Source organism: Arthrobacter sp. D1-17 (assembly GCF_054130535.1).
This window is the reverse complement of record NZ_CP096382.1, coordinates 1,229,845-1,249,017: the sequence shown is the minus strand read 5'-3', so window position 1 is coordinate 1,249,017 and position 19,173 is coordinate 1,229,845. Positions and strand designations below refer to the sequence as shown.

General features: G+C 61.6%; 22 protein-coding genes. 18 read left to right on the top strand and 4 right to left on the bottom strand.

Annotation, left to right across the window (positions count from 1 at the left end; genetic code table 11):
• The first annotated feature begins 109 nt into the window (after window positions 1-109).
• On the top strand, window positions 110-1,075 hold the full coding sequence (gene coaA, locus M1E01_RS05885) for a type I pantothenate kinase (RefSeq protein ID WP_457974145.1): 966 nt from the start codon (window positions 110-112) through the stop codon (window positions 1,073-1,075).
• Here the strand turns inward: coaA and M1E01_RS05880 are convergent.
• Window positions 1,062-1,511, bottom strand: coding sequence for a hypothetical protein (locus M1E01_RS05880; RefSeq protein ID WP_457974144.1), 450 nt, complete (start codon window positions 1,509-1,511; stop codon window positions 1,062-1,064). The two genes, coaA and M1E01_RS05880, sit on opposite strands and share 14 nt — an antisense overlap.
• On the opposite strand from M1E01_RS05880, the gene M1E01_RS05875 reads away from it, so the two are divergent.
• The gene (locus tag M1E01_RS05875) at window positions 1,501-2,070 is read left to right on the top strand and encodes a M15 family metallopeptidase (RefSeq protein ID WP_457974143.1); all 570 of its coding nucleotides are present in this window, start codon (window positions 1,501-1,503) and stop codon (window positions 2,068-2,070) included. The genes M1E01_RS05880 and M1E01_RS05875 overlap by 11 nt on opposite strands.
• A gap of 62 nt (window positions 2,071-2,132) precedes the next feature.
• Window positions 2,133-2,528, top strand: coding sequence for a large conductance mechanosensitive channel protein MscL (gene mscL / locus M1E01_RS05870; protein WP_457974142.1), 396 nt, complete (start codon window positions 2,133-2,135; stop codon window positions 2,526-2,528).
• Window positions 2,529-2,628: 100 nt separating this feature from the next.
• Here the strand turns inward: mscL and glmM are convergent, their stop codons facing one another.
• The 3 genes from glmM to rplM form a co-directional block, all read right to left on the bottom strand.
• Entirely contained in the window at window positions 2,629-3,984 is a 1,356-nt protein-coding gene (glmM, locus tag M1E01_RS05865) for a phosphoglucosamine mutase (RefSeq protein ID WP_457974141.1), read from the bottom strand.
• Between the two features lie 233 nt (window positions 3,985-4,217).
• Window positions 4,218-4,724 (bottom strand): 30S ribosomal protein S9, encoded by a 507-nt coding sequence (gene rpsI / locus M1E01_RS05860; protein WP_457974140.1) that lies wholly within the window; start codon window positions 4,722-4,724, stop codon window positions 4,218-4,220.
• Between the two features lie 38 nt (window positions 4,725-4,762).
• The gene (gene rplM / locus M1E01_RS05855) at window positions 4,763-5,206 is read right to left on the bottom strand and encodes a 50S ribosomal protein L13 (protein WP_011692756.1); all 444 of its coding nucleotides are present in this window, start codon (window positions 5,204-5,206) and stop codon (window positions 4,763-4,765) included.
• 306 nt (window positions 5,207-5,512) lie between these two features.
• Between rplM and M1E01_RS05850 the strand changes: the two genes are divergently transcribed.
• The 15 genes from M1E01_RS05850 to M1E01_RS05780 all read left to right on the top strand — a co-directional run bounded on the left by M1E01_RS05850 (window position 5,513) and on the right by M1E01_RS05780 (window position 19,173).
• The gene (locus M1E01_RS05850) at window positions 5,513-6,178 is read left to right on the top strand and encodes a prepilin peptidase (RefSeq protein WP_457974139.1); all 666 of its coding nucleotides are present in this window, start codon (window positions 5,513-5,515) and stop codon (window positions 6,176-6,178) included.
• Window positions 6,179-6,448: 270 nt separating this feature from the next.
• Window positions 6,449-6,661, top strand: a complete 213-nt coding sequence (locus M1E01_RS05845) for a Flp family type IVb pilin (RefSeq protein WP_457974138.1) — start codon at window positions 6,449-6,451, stop codon at window positions 6,659-6,661.
• Window positions 6,662-6,747: 86 nt separating this feature from the next.
• Entirely contained in the window at window positions 6,748-7,137 is a 390-nt protein-coding gene (locus M1E01_RS05840) for a TadE family protein (RefSeq protein WP_457974137.1), read from the top strand.
• Complete coding sequence (locus M1E01_RS05835; protein WP_457974136.1) at window positions 7,125-8,222, top strand: pilus assembly protein TadG-related protein; 1,098 nt, start codon at window positions 7,125-7,127, stop codon at window positions 8,220-8,222. Before M1E01_RS05840 ends, M1E01_RS05835 begins: the two co-directional genes overlap by 13 nt.
• Window positions 8,223-8,242: 20 nt before the next feature.
• Window positions 8,243-9,010 carry a Flp pilus assembly protein CpaB gene (gene cpaB / locus M1E01_RS05830; protein ID WP_457974135.1) on the top strand — a complete coding sequence of 256 codons (768 nt, stop codon included), beginning with the start codon at window positions 8,243-8,245 and terminating at the stop codon, window positions 9,008-9,010.
• Entirely contained in the window at window positions 9,007-10,212 is a 1,206-nt protein-coding gene (locus tag M1E01_RS05825) for an AAA family ATPase (protein ID WP_457974134.1), read from the top strand. Before cpaB (M1E01_RS05830) ends, M1E01_RS05825 begins: the two co-directional genes overlap by 4 nt.
• The gene (locus tag M1E01_RS05820) at window positions 10,209-11,702 is read left to right on the top strand and encodes a CpaF family protein (protein WP_457974133.1); all 1,494 of its coding nucleotides are present in this window, start codon (window positions 10,209-10,211) and stop codon (window positions 11,700-11,702) included. Before M1E01_RS05825 ends, M1E01_RS05820 begins: the two co-directional genes overlap by 4 nt.
• A gap of 146 nt (window positions 11,703-11,848) precedes the next feature.
• Entirely contained in the window at window positions 11,849-12,649 is an 801-nt protein-coding gene (locus M1E01_RS05815; RefSeq protein WP_457974132.1) for a type II secretion system F family protein, read from the top strand.
• Window positions 12,650-12,665: 16 nt separating this feature from the next.
• Complete coding sequence (locus M1E01_RS05810) at window positions 12,666-13,544, top strand: type II secretion system F family protein (protein ID WP_457974131.1); 879 nt, start codon at window positions 12,666-12,668, stop codon at window positions 13,542-13,544.
• Between the two features lie 274 nt (window positions 13,545-13,818).
• A complete protein-coding gene (locus M1E01_RS05805) occupies window positions 13,819-14,058 on the top strand; it encodes a Flp family type IVb pilin (RefSeq protein WP_457974130.1) in 240 nt (79 codons plus the stop codon).
• Between the two features lie 99 nt (window positions 14,059-14,157).
• Window positions 14,158-14,562 carry a TadE/TadG family type IV pilus assembly protein gene (locus M1E01_RS05800; RefSeq protein WP_457974129.1) on the top strand — a complete coding sequence of 135 codons (405 nt, stop codon included), beginning with the start codon at window positions 14,158-14,160 and terminating at the stop codon, window positions 14,560-14,562.
• 2 nt (window positions 14,563-14,564) lie between these two features.
• Window positions 14,565-15,581 (top strand): Tad domain-containing protein, encoded by a 1,017-nt coding sequence (locus M1E01_RS05795; protein WP_457974128.1) that lies wholly within the window; start codon window positions 14,565-14,567, stop codon window positions 15,579-15,581.
• A 41-nt stretch (window positions 15,582-15,622) separates the two neighbouring features.
• Window positions 15,623-16,405: a Flp pilus assembly protein CpaB gene (gene cpaB, locus M1E01_RS05790; protein WP_457974127.1), complete on the top strand. Its 783-nt coding sequence runs from the start codon at window positions 15,623-15,625 to the stop codon at window positions 16,403-16,405.
• Window positions 16,402-17,595 (top strand): AAA family ATPase, encoded by a 1,194-nt coding sequence (locus M1E01_RS05785; RefSeq protein ID WP_457974126.1) that lies wholly within the window; start codon window positions 16,402-16,404, stop codon window positions 17,593-17,595. The genes cpaB (M1E01_RS05790) and M1E01_RS05785 overlap by 4 nt, the downstream gene beginning before the upstream one ends.
• Window positions 17,596-19,173 (top strand): ATPase, T2SS/T4P/T4SS family, encoded by a 1,578-nt coding sequence (locus M1E01_RS05780; RefSeq protein WP_457974125.1) that lies wholly within the window; start codon window positions 17,596-17,598, stop codon window positions 19,171-19,173. It abuts the gene before it with no gap.

Genomic DNA, 19,173 nt, shown 5'->3' with positions numbered 1-19,173 from the left:
CCGGTCCGCAGGAGCACCCCTGCCGACGCCCGCGTGTACGCCGGCTCAACAGGCACGTTACGTTCAGCCCCATTTCGCTCTGGGCGTTGCGAGGGGCAGAATCTCTAGGGTGACTTCGCAACGCAACGAAGCGAACGGGGAGGGTGTATCGCCGTTCGTGGAGCTGGACCGGCAGACCTGGTCCCGGCTCGCAGCCCAGATGGAGCAGCCCCTTAACGAAGAGGACGTGCTGCGCCTTCGCGGGCTCGGTGACCCCTTGGACATCAATGAGGTCCGGGACGTCTACCTGCCGTTGTCCCGCCTGCTGCACCTGTACGTGGAGGCCGCCGGCCAGCTGCATGCCGCCACCACCACGTTCCTCGGTGAACAGACCCAGCGGACGCCCTTCGTGATCGGCGTGGCAGGGTCCGTTGCGGTGGGCAAGTCCACCATCGCCCGCGTGCTGCGCGAAATGCTCCGCCGCTGGCCCGGAACCCCGAACGTTGAGCTCATCACCACCGACGGCTTCCTTTATCCTCTGGCCGAGCTCAAGCGCCGCCAGCTTCTGGAGCGCAAGGGCTTCCCGGAATCGTATGACCGCCGTGCACTCCTGCGGTTCGTGAGCGAGATCAAGGGCGGAGCGGAGGAAGTGCGGGCGCCTTGGTATTCCCATGTCACCTACGACATCGTCCCCGGCAAGGAAGTGGTGGTCCGCCGCCCCGACGTCCTCATTGTGGAAGGCCTGAATGTCCTGGCTCCCGCACGCCCTCGGCATGACGGCCGCCAGGGCCTGGCGCTGAGCGACTTCTTCGACTTCTCCATCTACGTGGACGCCAAGACGTCCTATATAGAGGAGTGGTATGTGGACCGCTTCCGCAAGCTCCGCTCCACGGCCTTCGCACAGCCGGAATCCTACTTCCACCGCTACGCCACGCTCTCTGACGAGGAAGCCGAGCACACCGCGCGCGACATTTGGAAGCGGATCAACGAGCCCAACCTTGAGGAGAATGTGCTGCCCACCAGGGGGCGCGCACAGCTTGTCCTGACCAAGGAAGCGGACCACTCTGTCCGCCGCATGCTGCTCAGGAAGGTCTAGCCCACATGTGCGGTGACTGCTCCCCCACCCCGGGCCGGCGCACCGTCACCCGGCTCCTTCTCTCGGGAGCGGGACTGACTGCGCTGGCGGCCTGCACGCCGGTCGGTTCCGGCCCGTCACCGTCAGGTTCCAACGCGTTACAGTCCGCAGCGGAAAGTACGACGTCGGCACCTCCGTCGCCTACCGGCTCACCGGCGGTGCCCCGCGGGACAGCGTCGCCGACGGGAGCCGCGTCCACGGCACCTTCCGCGCGCCCTGCGGAGTCGTCGGCCCCGCAGGCCACCCGCCCGGCGCCAGCACCGGGCACGGCGAAAGCCTCAGCGTCGCCGTCGGCCACCGCCCCCGCAACCGGCGCGGCAGCTCCGCCGTCGGCCGCGTCCCGTCTCTCGAGGCAGTATTCGCTGACGGATCCAGCCAGCCCCTGGGTGGTGGTCAACAAGCGGCGGCCGTTGAAGCCCGCGAACTTTGCGCCGCGGAACCTGGTGCAGCCACGGGTCGCCCTGGCCGTTTCCGGCGAGGCGGCGCTGCTGAACCGGACCACGGCGGCGGCAGCCGAGAAAATGTTTGCCGCAGCGGCCGCCGAGGGCGTGTCCATGACGCTGGCCAGCGGCTACCGCTCCTATGCCTCCCAGACGGCCACGTACAACGGCCATGTCAGTGCGCGGGGACAGGCCGCGGCGGATACCGTCTCCGCGCGCCCGGGGTTCTCCGAGCACCAGACCGGCTGGGCCTTTGACATCGGTGACGGCGGAGGCGCCTGCGCATTCCAACCCTGCTTCATTGAACAGCCCGCAGCCATATGGGCCAGGGCAAATGCCCACCGGTTCGGCTTCGTGGTGCGCTACCCCTGGACGTTCCACCAGATCACGGGGTACTACTACGAGCCCTGGCACCTGCGGTACGTCGGGGTCGAGGCGGCCACCGATATGAGGAAGCGCGGAATCGCCACGTTGGAGGAGTATTTTGACGTGGGGCCTGCGCCGGCGTATTCCTGACCTCCCTCACCGCGGTACCCGTCCCCGGAGATCCGCGGTGCTCGTGCGATAGTTTGGATCCCATGCTCTCTGGATTCAAAAAGTTCATTCTCAAAGGCAACGTGATCGACCTGGCGGTAGCCGTGGTTATTGGCGCGGCCTTCAGCTCCGTTGTGGACGCACTCGTCAAGAGCGTGCTGATGCCGCTCATTTCCCTGCTGGTAGGCCAGCCGAACTTTGACGACTTCCTGGCTTTCGGGGACGTCCGCTTCGGGGTCCTGCTGACCGCAGTGGTCAACTTCCTGTTGGTCGCCGCCGCAATTTACTTTGTCATTATCGTTCCCATGAACCACCTGATTGAACGCCGCAACCGCAGGTTGGGCATCAACCAGGACGTCAAGGAGGAATCCGCCGAAGACCCGCAGATCGCGCTTCTGAAGGAGATCCGCGACGAGCTGCGCAATCTGCCGACTAAGTAGGCACTGACTCTTACACTGCTGGGCCAACAAAAGCGGTCCGCCTCCCCTGCGGGAAGGCGGACCGCTTTTGTAGTTTTCGCTCAGTCACCAGTTGGCTGGCCTAGGCTGCGGTGAGGGCCAGCTCAGTCTGGACAACCTGCGCCAGGCGCTCGGCAATGACCTGGGCCGTACCCTGGTCCCCGGCCTCCACCATGACGCGGACAACGGGCTCCGTGCCGGAGGGTCGGAGCAGTACGCGGCCGGTGTCGCCGAGCTCGGCCTCAGCGGCCCTAACTGCGTCCGCGAGCACTGCGTCACCGCTTACCCTGCTGCGGTCCACGCCCTTCACGTTGATGAGCACCTGGGGGAGCTTGGTCATCACCGTCGCGAGTTCCTTGAGCGGCTTGCCGGTGAGGGCCACCTGCGCCGCGAGCTGCAGGCCGGTCAGGACGCCGTCGCCGGTTGTGGCGTAGTCGGCGAGAATCACGTGGCCGGACTGTTCGCCGCCGAGGTTGAACCCGCCGTCGCGCATTTCCTCCAGGACGTAGCGGTCCCCCACGCCCGTCTCGCGGACTTCGATGCCGGCGCCCTTCAGGGCGATCTTCAGGCCGAGGTTGCTCATTACTGTTGCCACCAGGACGTTGTCCGTGAGCTTGCCGGCCTTTTTCAGGGCGATGGCGAGGATGGCCATGATCTGGTCGCCGTCCACCTCGTTGCCTTCGTGGTCCACGGCGAGGCAGCGGTCGGCGTCGCCGTCGTGGGCGATGCCGAGGTCAGCGCCGTGGGCCACCACGGCAGCCTTCAGGGGGCCAAGGTGGGTGGAGCCCACGCCTTCGTTGATGTTCAGGCCGTCGGGCTCGGCGCCGATGACCACGACGTCGGCGCCGGCGTCTTTGAAGACCTGGGGTGAACAGCCGCTGGCGGCGCCGTGGGCGCAGTCCAGGACCACTTTGAGGCCCTCGAGGTTGTGCGGAAGGGTGCCCAGGAGGTGAACGATGTACCGGTCCTCGGCGTCGGAGAAGCGCTGGATACGTCCCACCTCACCGCCCTGCGGACGGACAGGTTCCTTGCCCATCTGTGCCTCGATGGCGTCCTCCACCTCGTCGGGCAGCTTCTGGCCGCCACGGGCGAAGAACTTGATGCCGTTGTCCGGGGCAGGGTTGTGGGAGGCGGAAATCATCACGCCGAAGTCCGCGTCCAGGTCCGCCACAAGGTAGGCCGCAGCAGGGGTGGGAAGGACGCCGGCGTCGTAGACATCGATTCCCGAGCTTGAAAGCCCTGCTTCCACGGCTGCGGCGATGAATTCGCCGCTGGCCCGCGGGTCCCTCGCCACCACGGCGCGGGGGCGTGCACCGCTGCTGGTGCGTTCATGGCCGAGCACGACGGCGGCGGCCTGGGCCAACCGCATTGCGAGCTCGGCGGTCAGCAGCCCATTCGCCAGGCCCCGGACACCGTCTGTTCCAAATAATGTAGACATCGGGTCAAGTTTAGACGATCTGGGTCCGCCTCCCTGCCCCGGGCCGCCTGCACTTAGCCATGTGGCGGCGTTTGCCCTGCTCAGGCGCTTCTTCGCCGGATCACGTAGCGCCGCCGGCCCCGATCTCGGCTGGGGACCGAGCGGGTTCCCCGACTGCGTTTAACGGCAGAAGCCCGCCCCGCAACATGGCGGAACGGGCTTCTCTGAAGCGGAATTGCGCTTCGAAAGCGGGATTAGCGCTTGGAGTACTGCTGGGCCTTGCGGGCCTTCTTGAGACCGGCCTTCTTACGCTCGATGACGCGGGCGTCACGGGTGAGGTAGCCGGCCTTCTTCAGCGTCGCGCGGTTGTTCTCGACGTCAATCTCGTTCAGCGAACGGGCGATGCCGAGACGCAGTGCACCGGCCTGGCCGGAGGGGCCACCGCCATGGATGCGGGCAATGACGTCATAGGCGCCTTCGAGATCGAGGATCTTGAAGGGCTCGTTGACGTCCTGCTGGTGCAGCTTGTTCGGGAAGTAGTTCGACAGCTCGCGGCCGTTGATGATCCACTTGCCGGAGCCCGGCACAACGCGGACGCGTGCAACGGCTTCCTTGCGGCGGCCAACAGCTGCGCCGGCAACGGTCAGCGCCGGGCGCTCCTTCTTCGGGGCGGCAGCTTCGGCAGCGCCGCTTTCCGAGGTGTAGCTGGTCAGGTTTTCCTCAGCCTCAACGGCTTCGGTGGTCTCTTCGTTCTGAGCCACGGTTCTCCTTGTATAGATAAGTTGTTTGGTGGCCAGGACTACTGGGCGACCTGGGAAATTTCGAAAGTCTTGGGCTGCTGGGCGGCGTGCGGGTGCTCTGCACCGCGGTAAACCTTCAGCTTGCCCAGCTGCTGTGCAGCGAGGGAGTTCTTGGGAAGCATGCCCTTGATGGCCTTCTCCACGGCGCGAACCGGGTTGGATTCCAGCAGTTCCGCGTAGTTGACGGAGGTCAGGCCGCCCGGGTAGCCGGAGTGGCGGTAGGCGCGCTTCTGCTCGAGCTTGGCGCCGGTGAGGGCAACCTTCTCGGCGTTGATGATGATGACGAAGTCGCCCATGTCCATGTGGGGAGCAAAGGTGGCCTTGTGCTTGCCGCGCAGCAGGATTGCGGTCTGGCTGGCAAGACGACCAAGGACAACGTCTGTGGCGTCAATGACGTGCCACTGGCGGTTGATATCGCCGGGCTTCGGGGTGTACGTACGCACGGTGTTTGCCTCGTTCTTGTTCTGGCGTTCTTGTCTAGGTGTCACGTAAGGGTGTGCACCTACTATCTATGCGCTACCGGAACAGAGGTGAGGGCTCTATGTATCCAGTGGTCCTGGAGTCCCGAATATGCCCGAGGAGTAGTTATCCTGCAACCGGATTCTCAGCGGGCACGCATCATCGAGAAAGGACACGCACAACGACTGTCAAATATACCGTGGGAGGACGGTCCGGGTCAAAATGGTGTATCCGGTGGCGGGGGCTGGGAGGCCCGCCAGCGCGCCGGGCCGGTCCAGCAAGGAGATTTCGTGCCGACAGTAAGCATCGCCGCAGGATCCGAGCCACTTTTCGCCGTCGCGGCCGGCCTGCTCGGCGTGCTCCTCTGCACGGTCACGGAAGTGCTCATCGCCCGGTCACTCCCCCGCCTGGGCGGCCTTCCGTCTGGAAGGACAAGAATCACGACGGCGGCCCTCACCGGCGCCCTTTGTGTTGCCTTGGCGCTTCGCGTGGGGAGCGACTGGTCCCTGCCGGCCTTCCTGGCTCTTGCGGTGCTCGCCGTGCAGCTGGCGCGGATCGATCTTGCCCACCACCTACTCCCCAATCCCCTCGTTTTGGCTCTGCTCATCGCCGGCGTTGCACTCTTCGCCATGAGCAGCACGGCCTCCGCAGACTGGTCCCCGCTGCTGCGGGCAGCCATCGGAGGGGTCATTTTGTTCCTCGTCTACCTGATTCTTGCCCTTATTTCTCCCAGCGGCATTGGAATGGGCGACGTGAAGCTCGCCGCGCCCGTAGGCCTGTACTTGGGCTACTTGGGCTGGAGCCACCTGTTCTACGGAGGCGCCCTGGGCTTCGTGCTGGGCGGTATTTTCTCCGCCGTTTTGATTTCGCTAAAGTGCGCGGAGAAATCCTCGGAAGTCGCCTTCGGGCCATCGATGCTGGCCGCGACGCTCGGCGTCGTCTTATTCACCGCCTAAGCATTTGCCCGCCTGATGTAAGGGCGATTTTCACAGCATAGAAGCCAGCTTGGCTTACCAATCCAAGTATTTTTCGTACCTTGGAGTTTCCCGACTGAGTACTTTCTTGGGGGGATTACTTATGATCCCCCTGACGAAATCGGGTATAGCTACGCATTGTTGCTTTTCCGCCTCGGTGCAATTCTTTTGCTATCGAAGCGCCGGCCCTTCGCGGATATGGGGGGAGCCGGAATTCGATGAAATTATTCCATCGAATTTAAGGAAATCACAATGACTACTCTCATGGTCTCGGTTCTTGCTTTCGTTTCTGGAGTTAAGGACCGTCTCTCATCCGAAAAGGGCGCCACGGCGACAGAATACTCGTTGCTCATTGCCTTCATCGCCTTCCTCATCATCGGCGGCGTGACGGTGTTCGGCAACGCGCTCGATAAGTGGTTCACCGACCTCGGCGGCGAAGTCGCCAAATGGAAGATCGTCCCTTAGTCCAGGGCCCCTAGGGTGTGCCAATTCCTCTGTCCTGGAAGCGGCACACCCTACACCGTCCTTGACACAACTACTTCTGGGGACCAATGAAAATCAAACCATGGCGCAGGGCGGAAAAGTCCCGGGGTGCTGTTGCCGTCGAGTTCGCCCTTGTTGCACCTGTTCTTCTGGCTCTGGTCGCCGGCATTGTTGAGTTCTCCCACGCCTACAACCTGCAGATTTCCGTCACCCAGGCAGCGCGTGAGGCAGCTCGGACCATGGCGATCAAGGACGACCAGAGTAAAGCTGCACTGGCTGCTATTGCCGGAGCCCCTGGATTGAGCGGCGAGGACTTCGAGCTCATCTTCACACCATCCACCTGCAGCGACGAGGACGACATGACGGTGACTGTCACGTATCCAGCAGCCACCATGACCGGCCTCTTTGGCAGCACCGTCACCGTCACTGGAGTAGGAGCAATGCGATGCGGCGGCTGAAAGAAACGCCACGCCTACCCGAGAATGAACGCGGCGCGGCCGGCGTCCTCGTTGCGGTCACGATGCTGGTGCTCATCGGCGCCGGCGCCTTGGCAGTGGATGTGGGTCAGATCTATGCCGAACGTGCGCAATTGCAAAATGCCGCGGATGCCGGCGCACTCGCGGTGGTTGAAGCGTGCTACGAGACTCCCTGCAGTCAAGGTGACGCGGAATCCATTGCGGAAAGCCTGGCCAACGCCAACTCCAATGACGGCGAATCAAGCGTTGCCGAGGTCGACATGACCGTGGCGAACCACGTGACGGTCCGGACCACAACTCAGAGCGGCGGCAACAGCTTCCTCACAAAAATGTTTGCGAGTGCTCTGGATGCACCGGCGGTGACCGTCGGTGCGCACGCCACCGCTACCTTCCGTTATCCCCCAACCGGTGTCTCCGTCCTGCCGCTGGTGTTCGCTACCTGCGAGTTCGTAGAGGACGGACAGCCGCACAAGATACTCACTCACAGCGGTTCTGGCGGCGGCCCAAGTCCGGACAAGGAAAGCCCGGCCAAGGAAAGCGACGACAAGGGCAAGGGCAAGGCTAAAGACGACAGTTCCGGATCCGGGCCCAAGAACCCAGCGGACTGCAACTCCACGAATCCCTCCGGGCAAATCGTCCCGGGAGGCTTCGCCTGGCTCAACCCTAATCGCGACGTGGAGTGCGAAGTGCGAGCCACCGTCGGTCAGTGGAGTGACGGCAGCGAGGGGCTGGCAATACCTACCGAGTGCAAAGACCTTTTCGATCCTGACGCGACACCCTCGCTGAAGGACCAGACGGTGGCACTCCCCGTCTATGCCTACACCTGTGAAGGAATGGCTAAATGCACCGGCAGCCACACGAAATACATGATCGAAAAATGGGCCGGATTCAAAATTGAACGCTGGAACTTTCCAGGGCACAGTTATGACCCATCCCCTGGAGTATTTGCAGGCGGGGAGACCGGGCTATACGGAACATTCGTTGGATACGCTGCAGACCCCGCTCTTTTCACTGGTGGGTCATCAACTCCAAATGGCAACGTCGTTGCCATTGATCTCATCGACTAATCCTTTTCAAGGGGGATAAAGTGAAAGCTCGCCTACTGGGAGGTATCGCCGCATTAATTGTGGCAATAATTGGAACGGTATTTTTGGTCAATTACGTCCAGAGCGCGGACAAGCGTGCCTTGGCCGACACCGAAACGGAAACCGTCTACGTCGTCGAAAAAGCCGTTGCTGCAGGCACCGGCGTGGACAAGATGTCAGACGCCGTGGTCAAGAAGGAAGTCCCTAAGCTAGCCATCGCAGCCGGTGCGGTGACTGACCTGAACGACGTCAACGAGAAAGTCACGGCAGTGGCCCTGGTGCCGGGCGAGCAGCTCCTCACCACCCGCTTCGTGGAGGCCAGTGCCTTCCTCGGCCCTTCCAGGGTGCAGGTGCCGAACGGAATGCAGGAAATCACTCTTAAGCTCCCCATTGAGCGCGTTGTCGGTGGCAAGATTGCCGCTGGTGACACTGTAGGCGTCTTCCTCTCAGCAGAGGCCGCCGCTGGCGGCGCCAGAGGGACGCAGCTGACGTTCCACAAGGTTCTGGTGACCGCGGCCCAGTTCAGCAATGGCAGCACAGCGAAGGTGCAGGAAGAGCCGGCAGAAGGCGAAAAATCGGCCGGCGCCCTGACAGCCAAGAAATCAGATACCTCGGATGACACGTACCTCATCACCCTGGCCCGCAGCTCCGCCGATGCAGAACGCATTGTCTACGCGACCGAATTTGGCAGCGTGTACCTCTCGAAGGAACCGGCCAACGCCCTCGAAGCGACCTCGGGCGTCGTCACCAGCGCAAGGTTGTTCCGATGAGCCGCTTCGTCCTCATCACGCCAAGCGCTGACTTCGAACACCGGATGCAGTTGGCCGTAGCTGGCATGCACGGTTCCCTCCAGGTGTTTCAGGCGGATTATCTTCCCGATGGTCCCCAGGAATTCCTCCGCCAAATGGTGGGCGAACCTCCCGAAGTTCTCATACTGGGACCGGGACTTAACGAGGAGGGCTCCCTCAAACTCGCTGCAGTCATGGACCTGCAGTACCCGGAGATCAGTGTGATCCTCGTTGTCCCGGAGTCCACCGAAGTGGTTTTGCAGGCCATGAGGTCCGGGGTCCGGGACCTCCTTGATCCCATGGCAGACCCTGACTCCGTCCGGATCATGCTGGAGCGCGCCAGTCTGGCGGCTGCCGGTCGCCGTCGGGGTCTGGCGCCTGGAACGTCGGAGCACGCCGACCACGGAGCGGGCGGAAGAGTCATCGCGGTCATGTCCCCCAAGGGTGGGGTCGGCAAAACGACCGTGGCGACGAACTTGGCGGTTGGTCTTGGGAAATCCGCTCCGATGAGCGTGGTGATTGTAGATCTGGACCTGCAGTTCGGCGATGTCGCCAACGGGCTGATGCTTGACCCGGAACACACCATTACCGATGCCGTCGTGGGTGCGGCCAGCCAGGACTCCATGGTTCTAAAGACCTACTTGACGGTGCACCCGGCCGGGATCTACGCCCTCTGCGCCCCGCGGAACCCTGTGGAGATGGACAGGATTTCCGGTGAGCACGTCACCCGGCTCCTCAATCAGCTCCGTGAGGAGTTCCACTACATCGTGGTGGACACCGCTCCCGGTCTGGGAGAGCACGTTCTGGCAACGCTCGAGCAGGCGACCGACGCTGTATGGATCTGCGGGATGGATGTGCCAAGCATTAAGGGTCTCAAGACCGGATTCCACATCCTGACAGAGCTCAACTTGCTGCCCGAAAAGCGCCATGTGGTCCTCAACATGACGGACCGCCGCGCTGGGCTCACGCTGCAGGACGTCGAAGCGACCATCGGGGCCCCTGTCGACGTCGCGTTGCCCCGCTCCAAAACGCTGCCCTTTTCTACGAACAAAGGCGTTCCCATTCTGCAGGACGGCAGCCGGGACTCGGCCGCAAAAGGTCTCCGGCAGTTGGTGGAGCGGTTCAAGCCCGACTGGGAAGAAAGACCCCATAAGAAGCTCCACCGAAGGGCGGTAGTGCAGTGAGCCTCACAGACCGGTTTCAGCTCCTCCGCGGTGAGGCGAAGACCGAACCCCAATCACCCAAGCCCTTCGAAGGCGTCTATGAACCGAAGCTGGCTCCGGCCACCCTTGGGCAAAAGCATGAGGCGCAGACCGCCGAAGCAGCTGCGAGCGCCACAGCAGTCTTGGAACAACCGCAAACCGCTTCCGCCGCCAGTGAAGCCTTGAATGCCCTCAAGGAACGAGCAACCCAAGCCCTGTTTGAGCGGCTTGGCTCACGAATCACCGATTCATCACTTGAGGACGAGGAGCTCCACCAATTCGTCCGTGGCGAACTCAAGATCGTAGTAGACGAGGAACAGGTTCCGCTGTCTACGTCCGAGAGGCAACGGCTGATGCGTGAAATTATTGACGACGTGCTGGGCCACGGACCCATTCAGCGTTTCCTGGATGATCCAACCATCACTGAGGTAATGGTGAATCGCTACGACCAGGTGTACGTGGAACGTCAAGGACGCCTCCTGATGACGGACACGAAATTCAGTTCGGATGGGGCGCTCCGTCGTGTGATCGAGCGCATCGTCTCGAAGGTGGGCCGGCGCATCGACGAATCGTCGCCTTTGGTGGATGCCCGGCTTACGGATGGTTCCCGCGTCAATGCGATCATTCCGCCACTTGCTGTCAACGGGCCAGCCCTCACCATCCGCAAGTTCGGCCGTGATCCCCTGACTGTGCAGAATCTGATCGCATTGGGCAGTCTCTCCCCCGAGATGGCGGAGCTCCTCCAGGCCTGCGTGCTGGCCCGGATGAACATCATCGTTTCCGGCGGTACCGGTACCGGAAAAACGACTCTCCTCAATGTGCTGTCCTCATTCATCCCAACGGACGACCGCATTGTGACCATCGAGGACGCCGTGGAGCTCCAACTGCAGCAGGAGCACGTCGTGCGGCTCGAGAGCCGGCCTCAAAACATTGAGGGCAAAGGTGAGGTGTCCATCCGGGACCTGGTCAGGAATTCCCTTCGCATGCGGCCGGACCGGATCGTGGTGGGCGAAGTCCGTGGCGGCGAGTGTCTGGACATGCTGCAGGCCATGAACACCGGCCACGACGGCTCCATCTCCACAGTGCACGCCAACTCCCCCAGGGACGCGATTGCCCGTCTTGAAACTCTGGTCCTGATGGCCGGCATGGACATCCCGCTTCGCGCCATCCGCGAGCAGGTTGCTTCTGCCGTGAACCTGATCGTACAGATCACAAGGCTCCGTGACGGCTCGCGCAGGGTCACCCACATCACGGAAGTCCAGGGCATGGAGGGTGACATCGTAACTCTTCAAGATGCCTTCGTTTTTGACTACTCGGCAGGCGTCGACGCCAACGGGCGCTTCCTCGGCAAGCCGGTGCCCACCGGTGTGCGTCCCAGGTTCACTGATCGCTTCGCCGAGCTGGGCATTGAGATCTCGCCAACGGTGTTCGGGGCTGCATTGTCCGCTCGAGCGCCCGCAAGGGGGCGGTAACGGTGGCAAGCGACACCACCTTTTTAGTCGTCGGCTTGGTCCTGCTGTATCTAGCGATTTTCCTGGTCTTCGGCGTGGCATTGCGGTCAAGATCCGCCTTGCCATTGTCCCGTCGGCGACCCGATGCACCGGCGGAGCGGTCGGTATTGAACCGGCTGACCGAACAGGCCGTGGGAGCGTTGGGCAACGGCATCAAGAGGCGGGGTCCCGGGCCGCTGAGCCAGGACCGGCTGGATGAATGCGGACTGAAGAAAGAACCTGGGGACTATTTGCTGATGGCAGGCGTCATCACCCTGACTCTTGCAGTCCTCGGATTCTTCCTGGGTGGTTTCTTCGCGGCTTCCTTGCTCGCCCTGCTGACCCCCGCTGCACTCCATCTCCTGCTGAACGTTTTGGCCGGCCGCCGCCGAGCCCAGTTCGCCGGCCAGATCCCGGACACCCTGCAGATGTTCTCCGGAGGCCTGCGGGCCGGGCACAGCCTCCTCCGCGCTGTCGACGCCGCCGCCCAGGAAAGCCAACCTCCCATGTCAGAGGAACTAAGCCGGGTCGTCAATGAGACCCGTATTGGCCGCGACTTGGGGGAATCGCTGGAAGATGTGGCAAGGCGGACACGAAGCGAGGATTTCCTCTCCATCTCCCAGGCCATCGATATCCATAGGGAGGTAGGCGGTGACCTGGCAGAGGTGCTGGACCACTTGGGCGATACCGTCCGTGACCGTAACCAGGTGCGGGGCCAGATCCGGGCCCTTAGTGCCGAAGGACGAATGTCAGCCATTGTTCTCATGGCGCTCCCCGTCGTGATGTTCATCGGACTCACGATGTTCAATGACCTCTACTCCCGCGTCTTCACCAGCACCCTCCCCGGCTACTTGATGATTGTCGCCGCCTTGTTACTCCTTACCGCTGGCGGATTTTGGCTCAGCCGCATCGTCAAGCCCAGGTTCTAGAAAGGACGTGATTCGAATGCAACCACTTGCTTACGCGGCGATCTTGGCAGTAGTCGCACCAGTTACGGCCATGACATGGTTTGCCTTCACCGGCGACCGCGCCGGCCTTCGCAATATCCAAGCCAACCTCGGCAAGACGTCAAAAGCTAAGGGTCCGGCGCTCAGCACCAACGAGAAGCTGGTGCTTGCCAGCCAGCGGATGATGCCCAAGGGCTACGCCGGCTGGCTGGACAAACAACTCGCAGGTGCCGGACGCCCGAAGGATTGGCCGCTGGCCAGGCTCGTCATGGTCAAACCACTCCTGGCCTTTGCCGGGGCAGTCGTGGGGTACCTGCACTTTGCTGGCTCTCCTTCTCCTCCCCGATTCCTCGCACTGCTGTGTGTCACCGCCTTGTGCTACTTCACGCCTGATTTTCTGGTGCGGAACCGTGCCCAGAAACGCCGGGCCGCTATCCGCCTGGAGCTGCCTACTGCACTGGATCAGATGCTCATTTCCGTTCAGGCCGGCTTGGGATTCGAAGCGGCCATGGGACGGGCCGGTGCGAACGGCTCGGGACCAATGGCGGAGGAGCTCATCAGGACCCTTCAGGACATCCAGGTAGGACTCTCCCGCAAGGATGCATATCTTGCCATGGCAGAACGCGTAGATGTACCCGACGTACGTAGCTTTATCCGGGCGGTAGTCCAGGCCGATACCTATGGCGTGGCCATCGCAGGAGTTCTGAAGGCACAAGCAGGCGACATGCGCATTAAGCGGAAGCAGCGGGCAGAGGAACATGCCATGAAAATGCCGGTGAAAATGCTCTTCCCTCTGATCTTCTTCATCCTGCCGACCCTTTTCATCGTGGTGCTCGGACCGACCGTGATGAGCATTATTTCGATTTTCAGCGGCTGATCATGGTTATTGGGCGCAACGCGGTCATCGTTGCCGGCCTGATACCAACTCCAGAGACCGGACCCCTCGGACCCCAGCACCGAGGGGTCCTTTGGTGTGTGCCAAAGGCGCAGGTAAATGCAAGGTTGCCGCAGTTAAACCGCAGGAAATGCAAGGATTCGTAAATCTTGGCACAAGATGTGGCAAATTCCGTGCCGTGGGAGGAAATAACGTTGCATGCTGTTTACAGAGCTGGTGACGGACCAGCTTCCCTTCACTCGCTCAGGAGTTCAAAATGATTTCTCTCTACACCAACCTCTCTGCCCGCCTTCGTCGCGAAGAAAAGGGTGCCACCGCAGTCGAGTACGGCCTCATGGTCTCCCTCATCGCAGTCGCCATCGTCCTCGCCGTCACCTTCCTTGGGGGGCAGATCGCCACCATGTTCCAGACCGCTGCCTGCGGCGTCCAGGGCAAGACTTACACGGCCGCCAGCACAACCAATGGCACCACCACTCCGGCTGCATGCAACGCTTAATCATTACCTAAGCTGCGGGTGGCGGAAGTCTCAAAGCTTCCGCCACCCTTTCGCTGGTTCCTAGTCGACCGACAAGGGCGCACTTTGAAAGGCATCAGGATGGAGAAGGCAACTGAACGCGGGGCGGTTGCCGTCGAGTTTGCATTGTTAACGCCTGTCCTGGTGATGTTGCTCCTCGGCATCATGGAATTCGGCCGCGCCTACAATGTCCAGGTTGCGCTGACCAATGCAGCCCGCGAAGGTGTTCGTAACATGGCGATCAACAACAGCCAAAGCGCTGCCATTAGCGCAACCAAGAACGCTGCCGACGCCCTTAACCCCAAACTAAAAGATTCGGATATCGTATTCTCCTTTCGGAATATACCCGAAACGACTCCCGCGCCCACGTCTTGCTCCGTTGGGCGGCAAGTTACAGTAACCGTCAATTACAGCCTCACCACGATGACGGGTGTCGCGGGCCCGTTTGCCATGTCGGGAACTGGGGCAATGCTGTGCGGCGGGTAGCAGTGTCCGTCCATGGGGAGCGCGGCGGCGTTGCCGTCCTCGTCGCAATGGTCATGGTGGTGCTGCTCGGATTTGCCGCCATCTCCATCGACGTCGCCATGCTCTACTCAGAGCGTGCGCAACTGCAGAACGGAGCGGACTCAGCGGCCTTCATGCTGGCCCAAAAATGCGCCAAGGACGAAAGTGATCCTGAATGCTCTCCGTCTTCACCGCTGGCAACAGATTTGGCCAACAGAAATGCAGTGGATGGCCTTAGCAATGTGAAATCTATCACCCTCGATAAGGTCAGCCGCACTGTGGTTGTGACAACAGGTGCAAAAGAGCTCGGCGGTACCACGAACAGCGTGTCCCTTTTGTTTGCCCGTGCTCTCGGCTTTCCCAGCAGTGAAGTAAACGCCAGGTCAAGCGTACGGTGGGGTAGCCCGGAAAAAGGCATAACACCCTTCCCCATAACTGTTTCCATTTGTCAGGTGCGCGACAAGAGCGGAACGATGCAGCTACTACAGCTGCATGGCAAAATGAAGAATGAGGGTTGCAACTATGGCCCTTCGGGCGCCCCAGTCCCCGGTGGATTCGGCGGCCTGAACCAAGACACCGGCGGCTGTGGGGCGATTATCGACATAGCAGCCAGCGAAAGTGGCGGAGACACTGGCAACAATCCGCCTCCATATTGTGAAGCTCTGCTTAATTCTTGGGCGGCAGACATCAATGCGGGACGCGACGTCATTGTGCTGCTGCCAGTTTTCAATGCCGTTACTGGCACCGGGGCTGGCGCCGTGTACAAGCTAAAGACACTAGCCGCTTTCAAAGTAGCTGGTTGGAAATTCAGCGGCGGCAGCACACTTCCATATACCTTTCGTAATCGTTTCCCAGACGTCCCTGCCGAGTTTGAGTGCCGCGAGGCTACTCAGTGCAAGGGGATCATTGGGACGTTTGTAGAGTATGCGTCCCTGGTCGACGGATATCAGTTGGGGGACGTAGACCCAGACGGTGCGACCGTCGTCGAACTCGCCAGCTAGACCTATGCAATTCCATGAATCAAGATCCTCAGGAGAAGTAAGTGAAGTCTCGGTTGTTGGCGGGAGCGGCAGCAGTTATCCTCGCCATCTTCGGCGCACTGTTAGTCATTTCCTATGCCCAAGGCGCAGACCAGCGGGCCGTCGAGAATCTCGAGCCGGTGGACGTCTTGGTGGTCAAGGCGGCCATTCCTGCCGGCACACCTGTTGAGTCCATGGCTGCTTCCCTGGTTACAGAACAGGTACCAGCCTCTGCCGTAACTGGCTCTTCCCTAAAGTCCTTGGACTCCTTTAAAGGCAAGGTTGCCGCAGTTGACTTGGTTCCCGGGGAGCAGCTGGTTTCCGAGCGACTTGTTGCTCGGGAGGATGTCAAGGTTGGGGGCACTGTAAAGATCCCCTCCGGGCTGCAGGAAGTCTCCTTCAAGCTGGAACCGGACCGCGTCGTCGGAGGCCGGCTGGTTCCCGGCGACCACGTCGGCGTCTTCGTCTCCATGGATAAAGGCGGCCTTGAGGACAGGGCGGATAAGGAAACCACCAAACTGACCGTGCGCAAGGCCCTCGTAACGGCAGTGCAGCGAGCGCCGGAAGCGGCCCCCACTGCCTCCCCGGCTCCGACGGCCACCGCCGGCGCTGACGCCAATGCAGCCGATCCCCGGGATACCACCCTTCCCGTGGGGTCGCTCATGCTCACTGTTGCCGTCAGTGATGTGGATGCAGCCAAAATCGTATTCGCCGCCGAATACGGCAAGATCTGGCTCAGCAAGGAACCCATCAACGCCAAGGACAGCGGTCCCCGGATCATTGAGCGAAGTGAGGTCTACAAGTGAGCCGCTTCGTCCTGATCACGCCGAACGCAGATTTCGACGGACGCCTGCGGCAGGCAGTGGCGGGCGGGCTGCAAGGCGGAGTGCAAACGTTTTTCACGAATGTCCTGCCTGCCGGCCCCTACGATTTGTTCGCCCAGCTGAACCAGGAACAGCCCGAGGTCCTCATCCTCGGCCCGGATGTGCCCATCGACGAAGCGCTGCGCCTAGCCACCGTGCTCGACGTGCAGGTTCCGGACCTTACAGTTCTTCTCGTCAGCGAGCCTGACCCGGAACTCATTCTGCAGGCAATGCGGGCCGGCGTGCGGGATATCCTCAATCCGTCTGCCGATCCCGCCCAGCTGCGCGTGTTGTTGGAACGAGCTTGCCAGTCCTTCGCCAGCCGTCACCGAATGGGACAGCCGCAGCAGGTCCAAAGCAGCAAGGGACGTGTGATTGGCATCTTCTCGCCCAAGGGCGGGGTAGGCAAGACGACTATCGCTACCAACCTCGCCGTGGGGCTGGGCAAAGTTGCACCGATGAGCGTGGTGGTGGTGGACCTCGACCTCCAGTTCGGTGATGTTGCCTCAGGGCTCTACCTCAATCCGGAGCACACCGTTACGGACGCGGTCTCCTCAGCAGCCAGCCAGGACACGCTGGTGCTCAAAGCATTCCTCACGGTGCATCCTTCGAGCATCTACGCCCTGTGCGCGCCGGACAACCCGGTCGAAGCCGACCACATCACCCCCGAACAGGTCACCCGCCTGCTGGAACAACTGGCTGATGAATTCCAGTATGTAGTTGTGGATACCGCACCCGGACTGCCTGAGATAGGACTGGCGGCCATGGAAGCATGCACCGACGTGGTCTGGGTCAGCGCCATGGACATTCCCAGCGTCCGCGGCCTGCGCTCGGGCTTGGATGTCCTCCGCCAGCTCGACATCCTGCCCGAGGGGAGGCACGTGGTGCTCAACATGGCGGACCCCAAATGCGGCCTCACTGTCCAGGACGTTGAATCGACCATTGGCGCTCCGGTCGATGTCAGTGTCCCGCGCTCACGTGGGGTTGCCTTTTCCACGAACCGTGGGGTTCCGGTCCTCCAGGAACGTATGAAGGATCCCGCGGTGAAAGGACTTGCCCAGCTCGTGGAACGGTTTAGCCCTGCCGGTCAGGCCAAGGGCCAACGGAAAAGCCACCGACGGGTGGTTGTTTAGATGAAGCTGTCCGAACGCATCCGAGCCGCCCAAGCGAAGTCACAACCCGCCCTTGCCCCGGCCGCAGCAGTGGCCTCCATTGCTGTTCCTGCCCCGGCACCTGCGGTGACAGCCCTCCGGCCCAGAACGCGGGCAATCCCTGAGTCACAAGCACAGCCTGTGCCAGTCCCGCCAGCGGTGCGCCGTGAACCAAACCAGCCAAGAGCGGCGCGGCACGAGCCAACTGCGAGGCCCTCACAACCTACAGCCACACAGAAGGAAGGCTTCAAGCCTAAGGTTCAGCAGCCGGTTGACGCCTTCGCGGCACTCAAGCAGCGGGCGGCGACCGCGCTCTTTGAACGTATGGGAGCACGCTTCAATGATTCCGGCGTCACCGAGAGTGAGCTGCGCAGCACTGCACGGGAGGAGCTTATCCGCATTATTGATGCCGAGCAGGTGCCGCTGACACTTGAGGAGCGCTCGCGCCTAGTCGCAGACGTGGCCGATGATGTGCTGGGTTACGGTCCTCTGCAGCGATTGCTGGACGACCCGGCTGTCAGCGAGATCATGGTGAACCGGATGGACCAGATTTATGTGGAGCGCAAGGGCAAGCTGACGTTGACTGAATCCCGATTCAGCTCGGAGGAGCACCTGCGCAAGGTTATTGAGCGCATTGTGTCAAAGGTGGGACGGCGCATCGACGAGTCATCTCCATTGGTCGATGCGCGTCTGGAAGACGGCTCTCGTGTAAACGCCGTGATTCCTCCCCTGGCCGTAGGCGGTTCCTCCTTGACCATCCGTAAGTTCAGCAAAGTGCCTCTGACTGTTCAGAACTTGATTGAGTTTGGTACGCTCACCCCTGAAATGGCCGAGTTGCTGAACGCTTGTGTCAAGGCGAAGCTGAATATCATCGTCTCAGGCGGCACGGGAACCGGTAAGACCACCCTCTTGAATGTGCTGTCATCGTTCCTCCCTGCCAACGAGCGTATCGTGACCATAGAGGACGCCGTGGAACTGCAGATCCAGCAGGACCACGTGGTGCGTCTGGAAAGCCGGCCGCCTAACACTGAGGGCAAGGGCGAAGTGACGATCCGCGAGCTGCTTCGCAACTCGCTCCGCATGCGGCCGGACCGCATCGTAGTGGGCGAGGTTCGTGGCGGGGAGTCCCTTGACATGCTTCAAGCAATGAACACCGGCCACGACGGCTCCCTCTCCACTGTGCACTCGAACTCACCACGCGATGCGATCGCCCGTCTTGAAACCCTGGTCCTCATGGCCGGAATGGATTTGCCGCTGCGTGCCATCCGGGAGCAGATCGCGTCGGCTGTCAACTTGATCATCCAAATTTCCCGTCTGCGAGACGGCACCCGCCGCATAACTCATGTGACCGAGGTCCAAGGCATGGAGGGCGACATTGTCACCCTCCAGGACGCCTTCGTGTTCGACTATTCTGCGGGCGTGGATCAGCACGGCCGTTTCTTGGGAACTCCGGTCCCCACCGGCATTAGGCCACGGTTCATCGACCGTTTCGAGGATATGGGCATTCGCGTCTCGGCGGGCGTCTTCGGTTCCCCAGTGGTCTCTAGCGGAAAGCACTGA

Coding starts and splice junctions, on each gene's coding strand:
- mscL (WP_457974142.1), top strand. CDS start 2,133: ATGCTCTCTGGATTCAAAAAGTTCATTCTCAAAGGCAACGTGATCGAC.
- glmM (WP_457974141.1), bottom strand. CDS start 3,984: ATGTCTACATTATTTGGAACAGACGGTGTCCGGGGCCTGGCGAATGGG.
- M1E01_RS05845 (WP_457974138.1), top strand. CDS start 6,449: ATGACTACTCTCATGGTCTCGGTTCTTGCTTTCGTTTCTGGAGTTAAG.
- M1E01_RS05840 (WP_457974137.1), top strand. CDS start 6,748: ATGAAAATCAAACCATGGCGCAGGGCGGAAAAGTCCCGGGGTGCTGTT.
- M1E01_RS05835 (WP_457974136.1), top strand. CDS start 7,125: ATGCGGCGGCTGAAAGAAACGCCACGCCTACCCGAGAATGAACGCGGC.
- M1E01_RS05825 (WP_457974134.1), top strand. CDS start 9,007: ATGAGCCGCTTCGTCCTCATCACGCCAAGCGCTGACTTCGAACACCGG.
- M1E01_RS05810 (WP_457974131.1), top strand. CDS start 12,666: ATGCAACCACTTGCTTACGCGGCGATCTTGGCAGTAGTCGCACCAGTT.
- M1E01_RS05805 (WP_457974130.1), top strand. CDS start 13,819: ATGATTTCTCTCTACACCAACCTCTCTGCCCGCCTTCGTCGCGAAGAA.
- M1E01_RS05800 (WP_457974129.1), top strand. CDS start 14,158: ATGGAGAAGGCAACTGAACGCGGGGCGGTTGCCGTCGAGTTTGCATTG.
- M1E01_RS05780 (WP_457974125.1), top strand. CDS start 17,596: ATGAAGCTGTCCGAACGCATCCGAGCCGCCCAAGCGAAGTCACAACCC.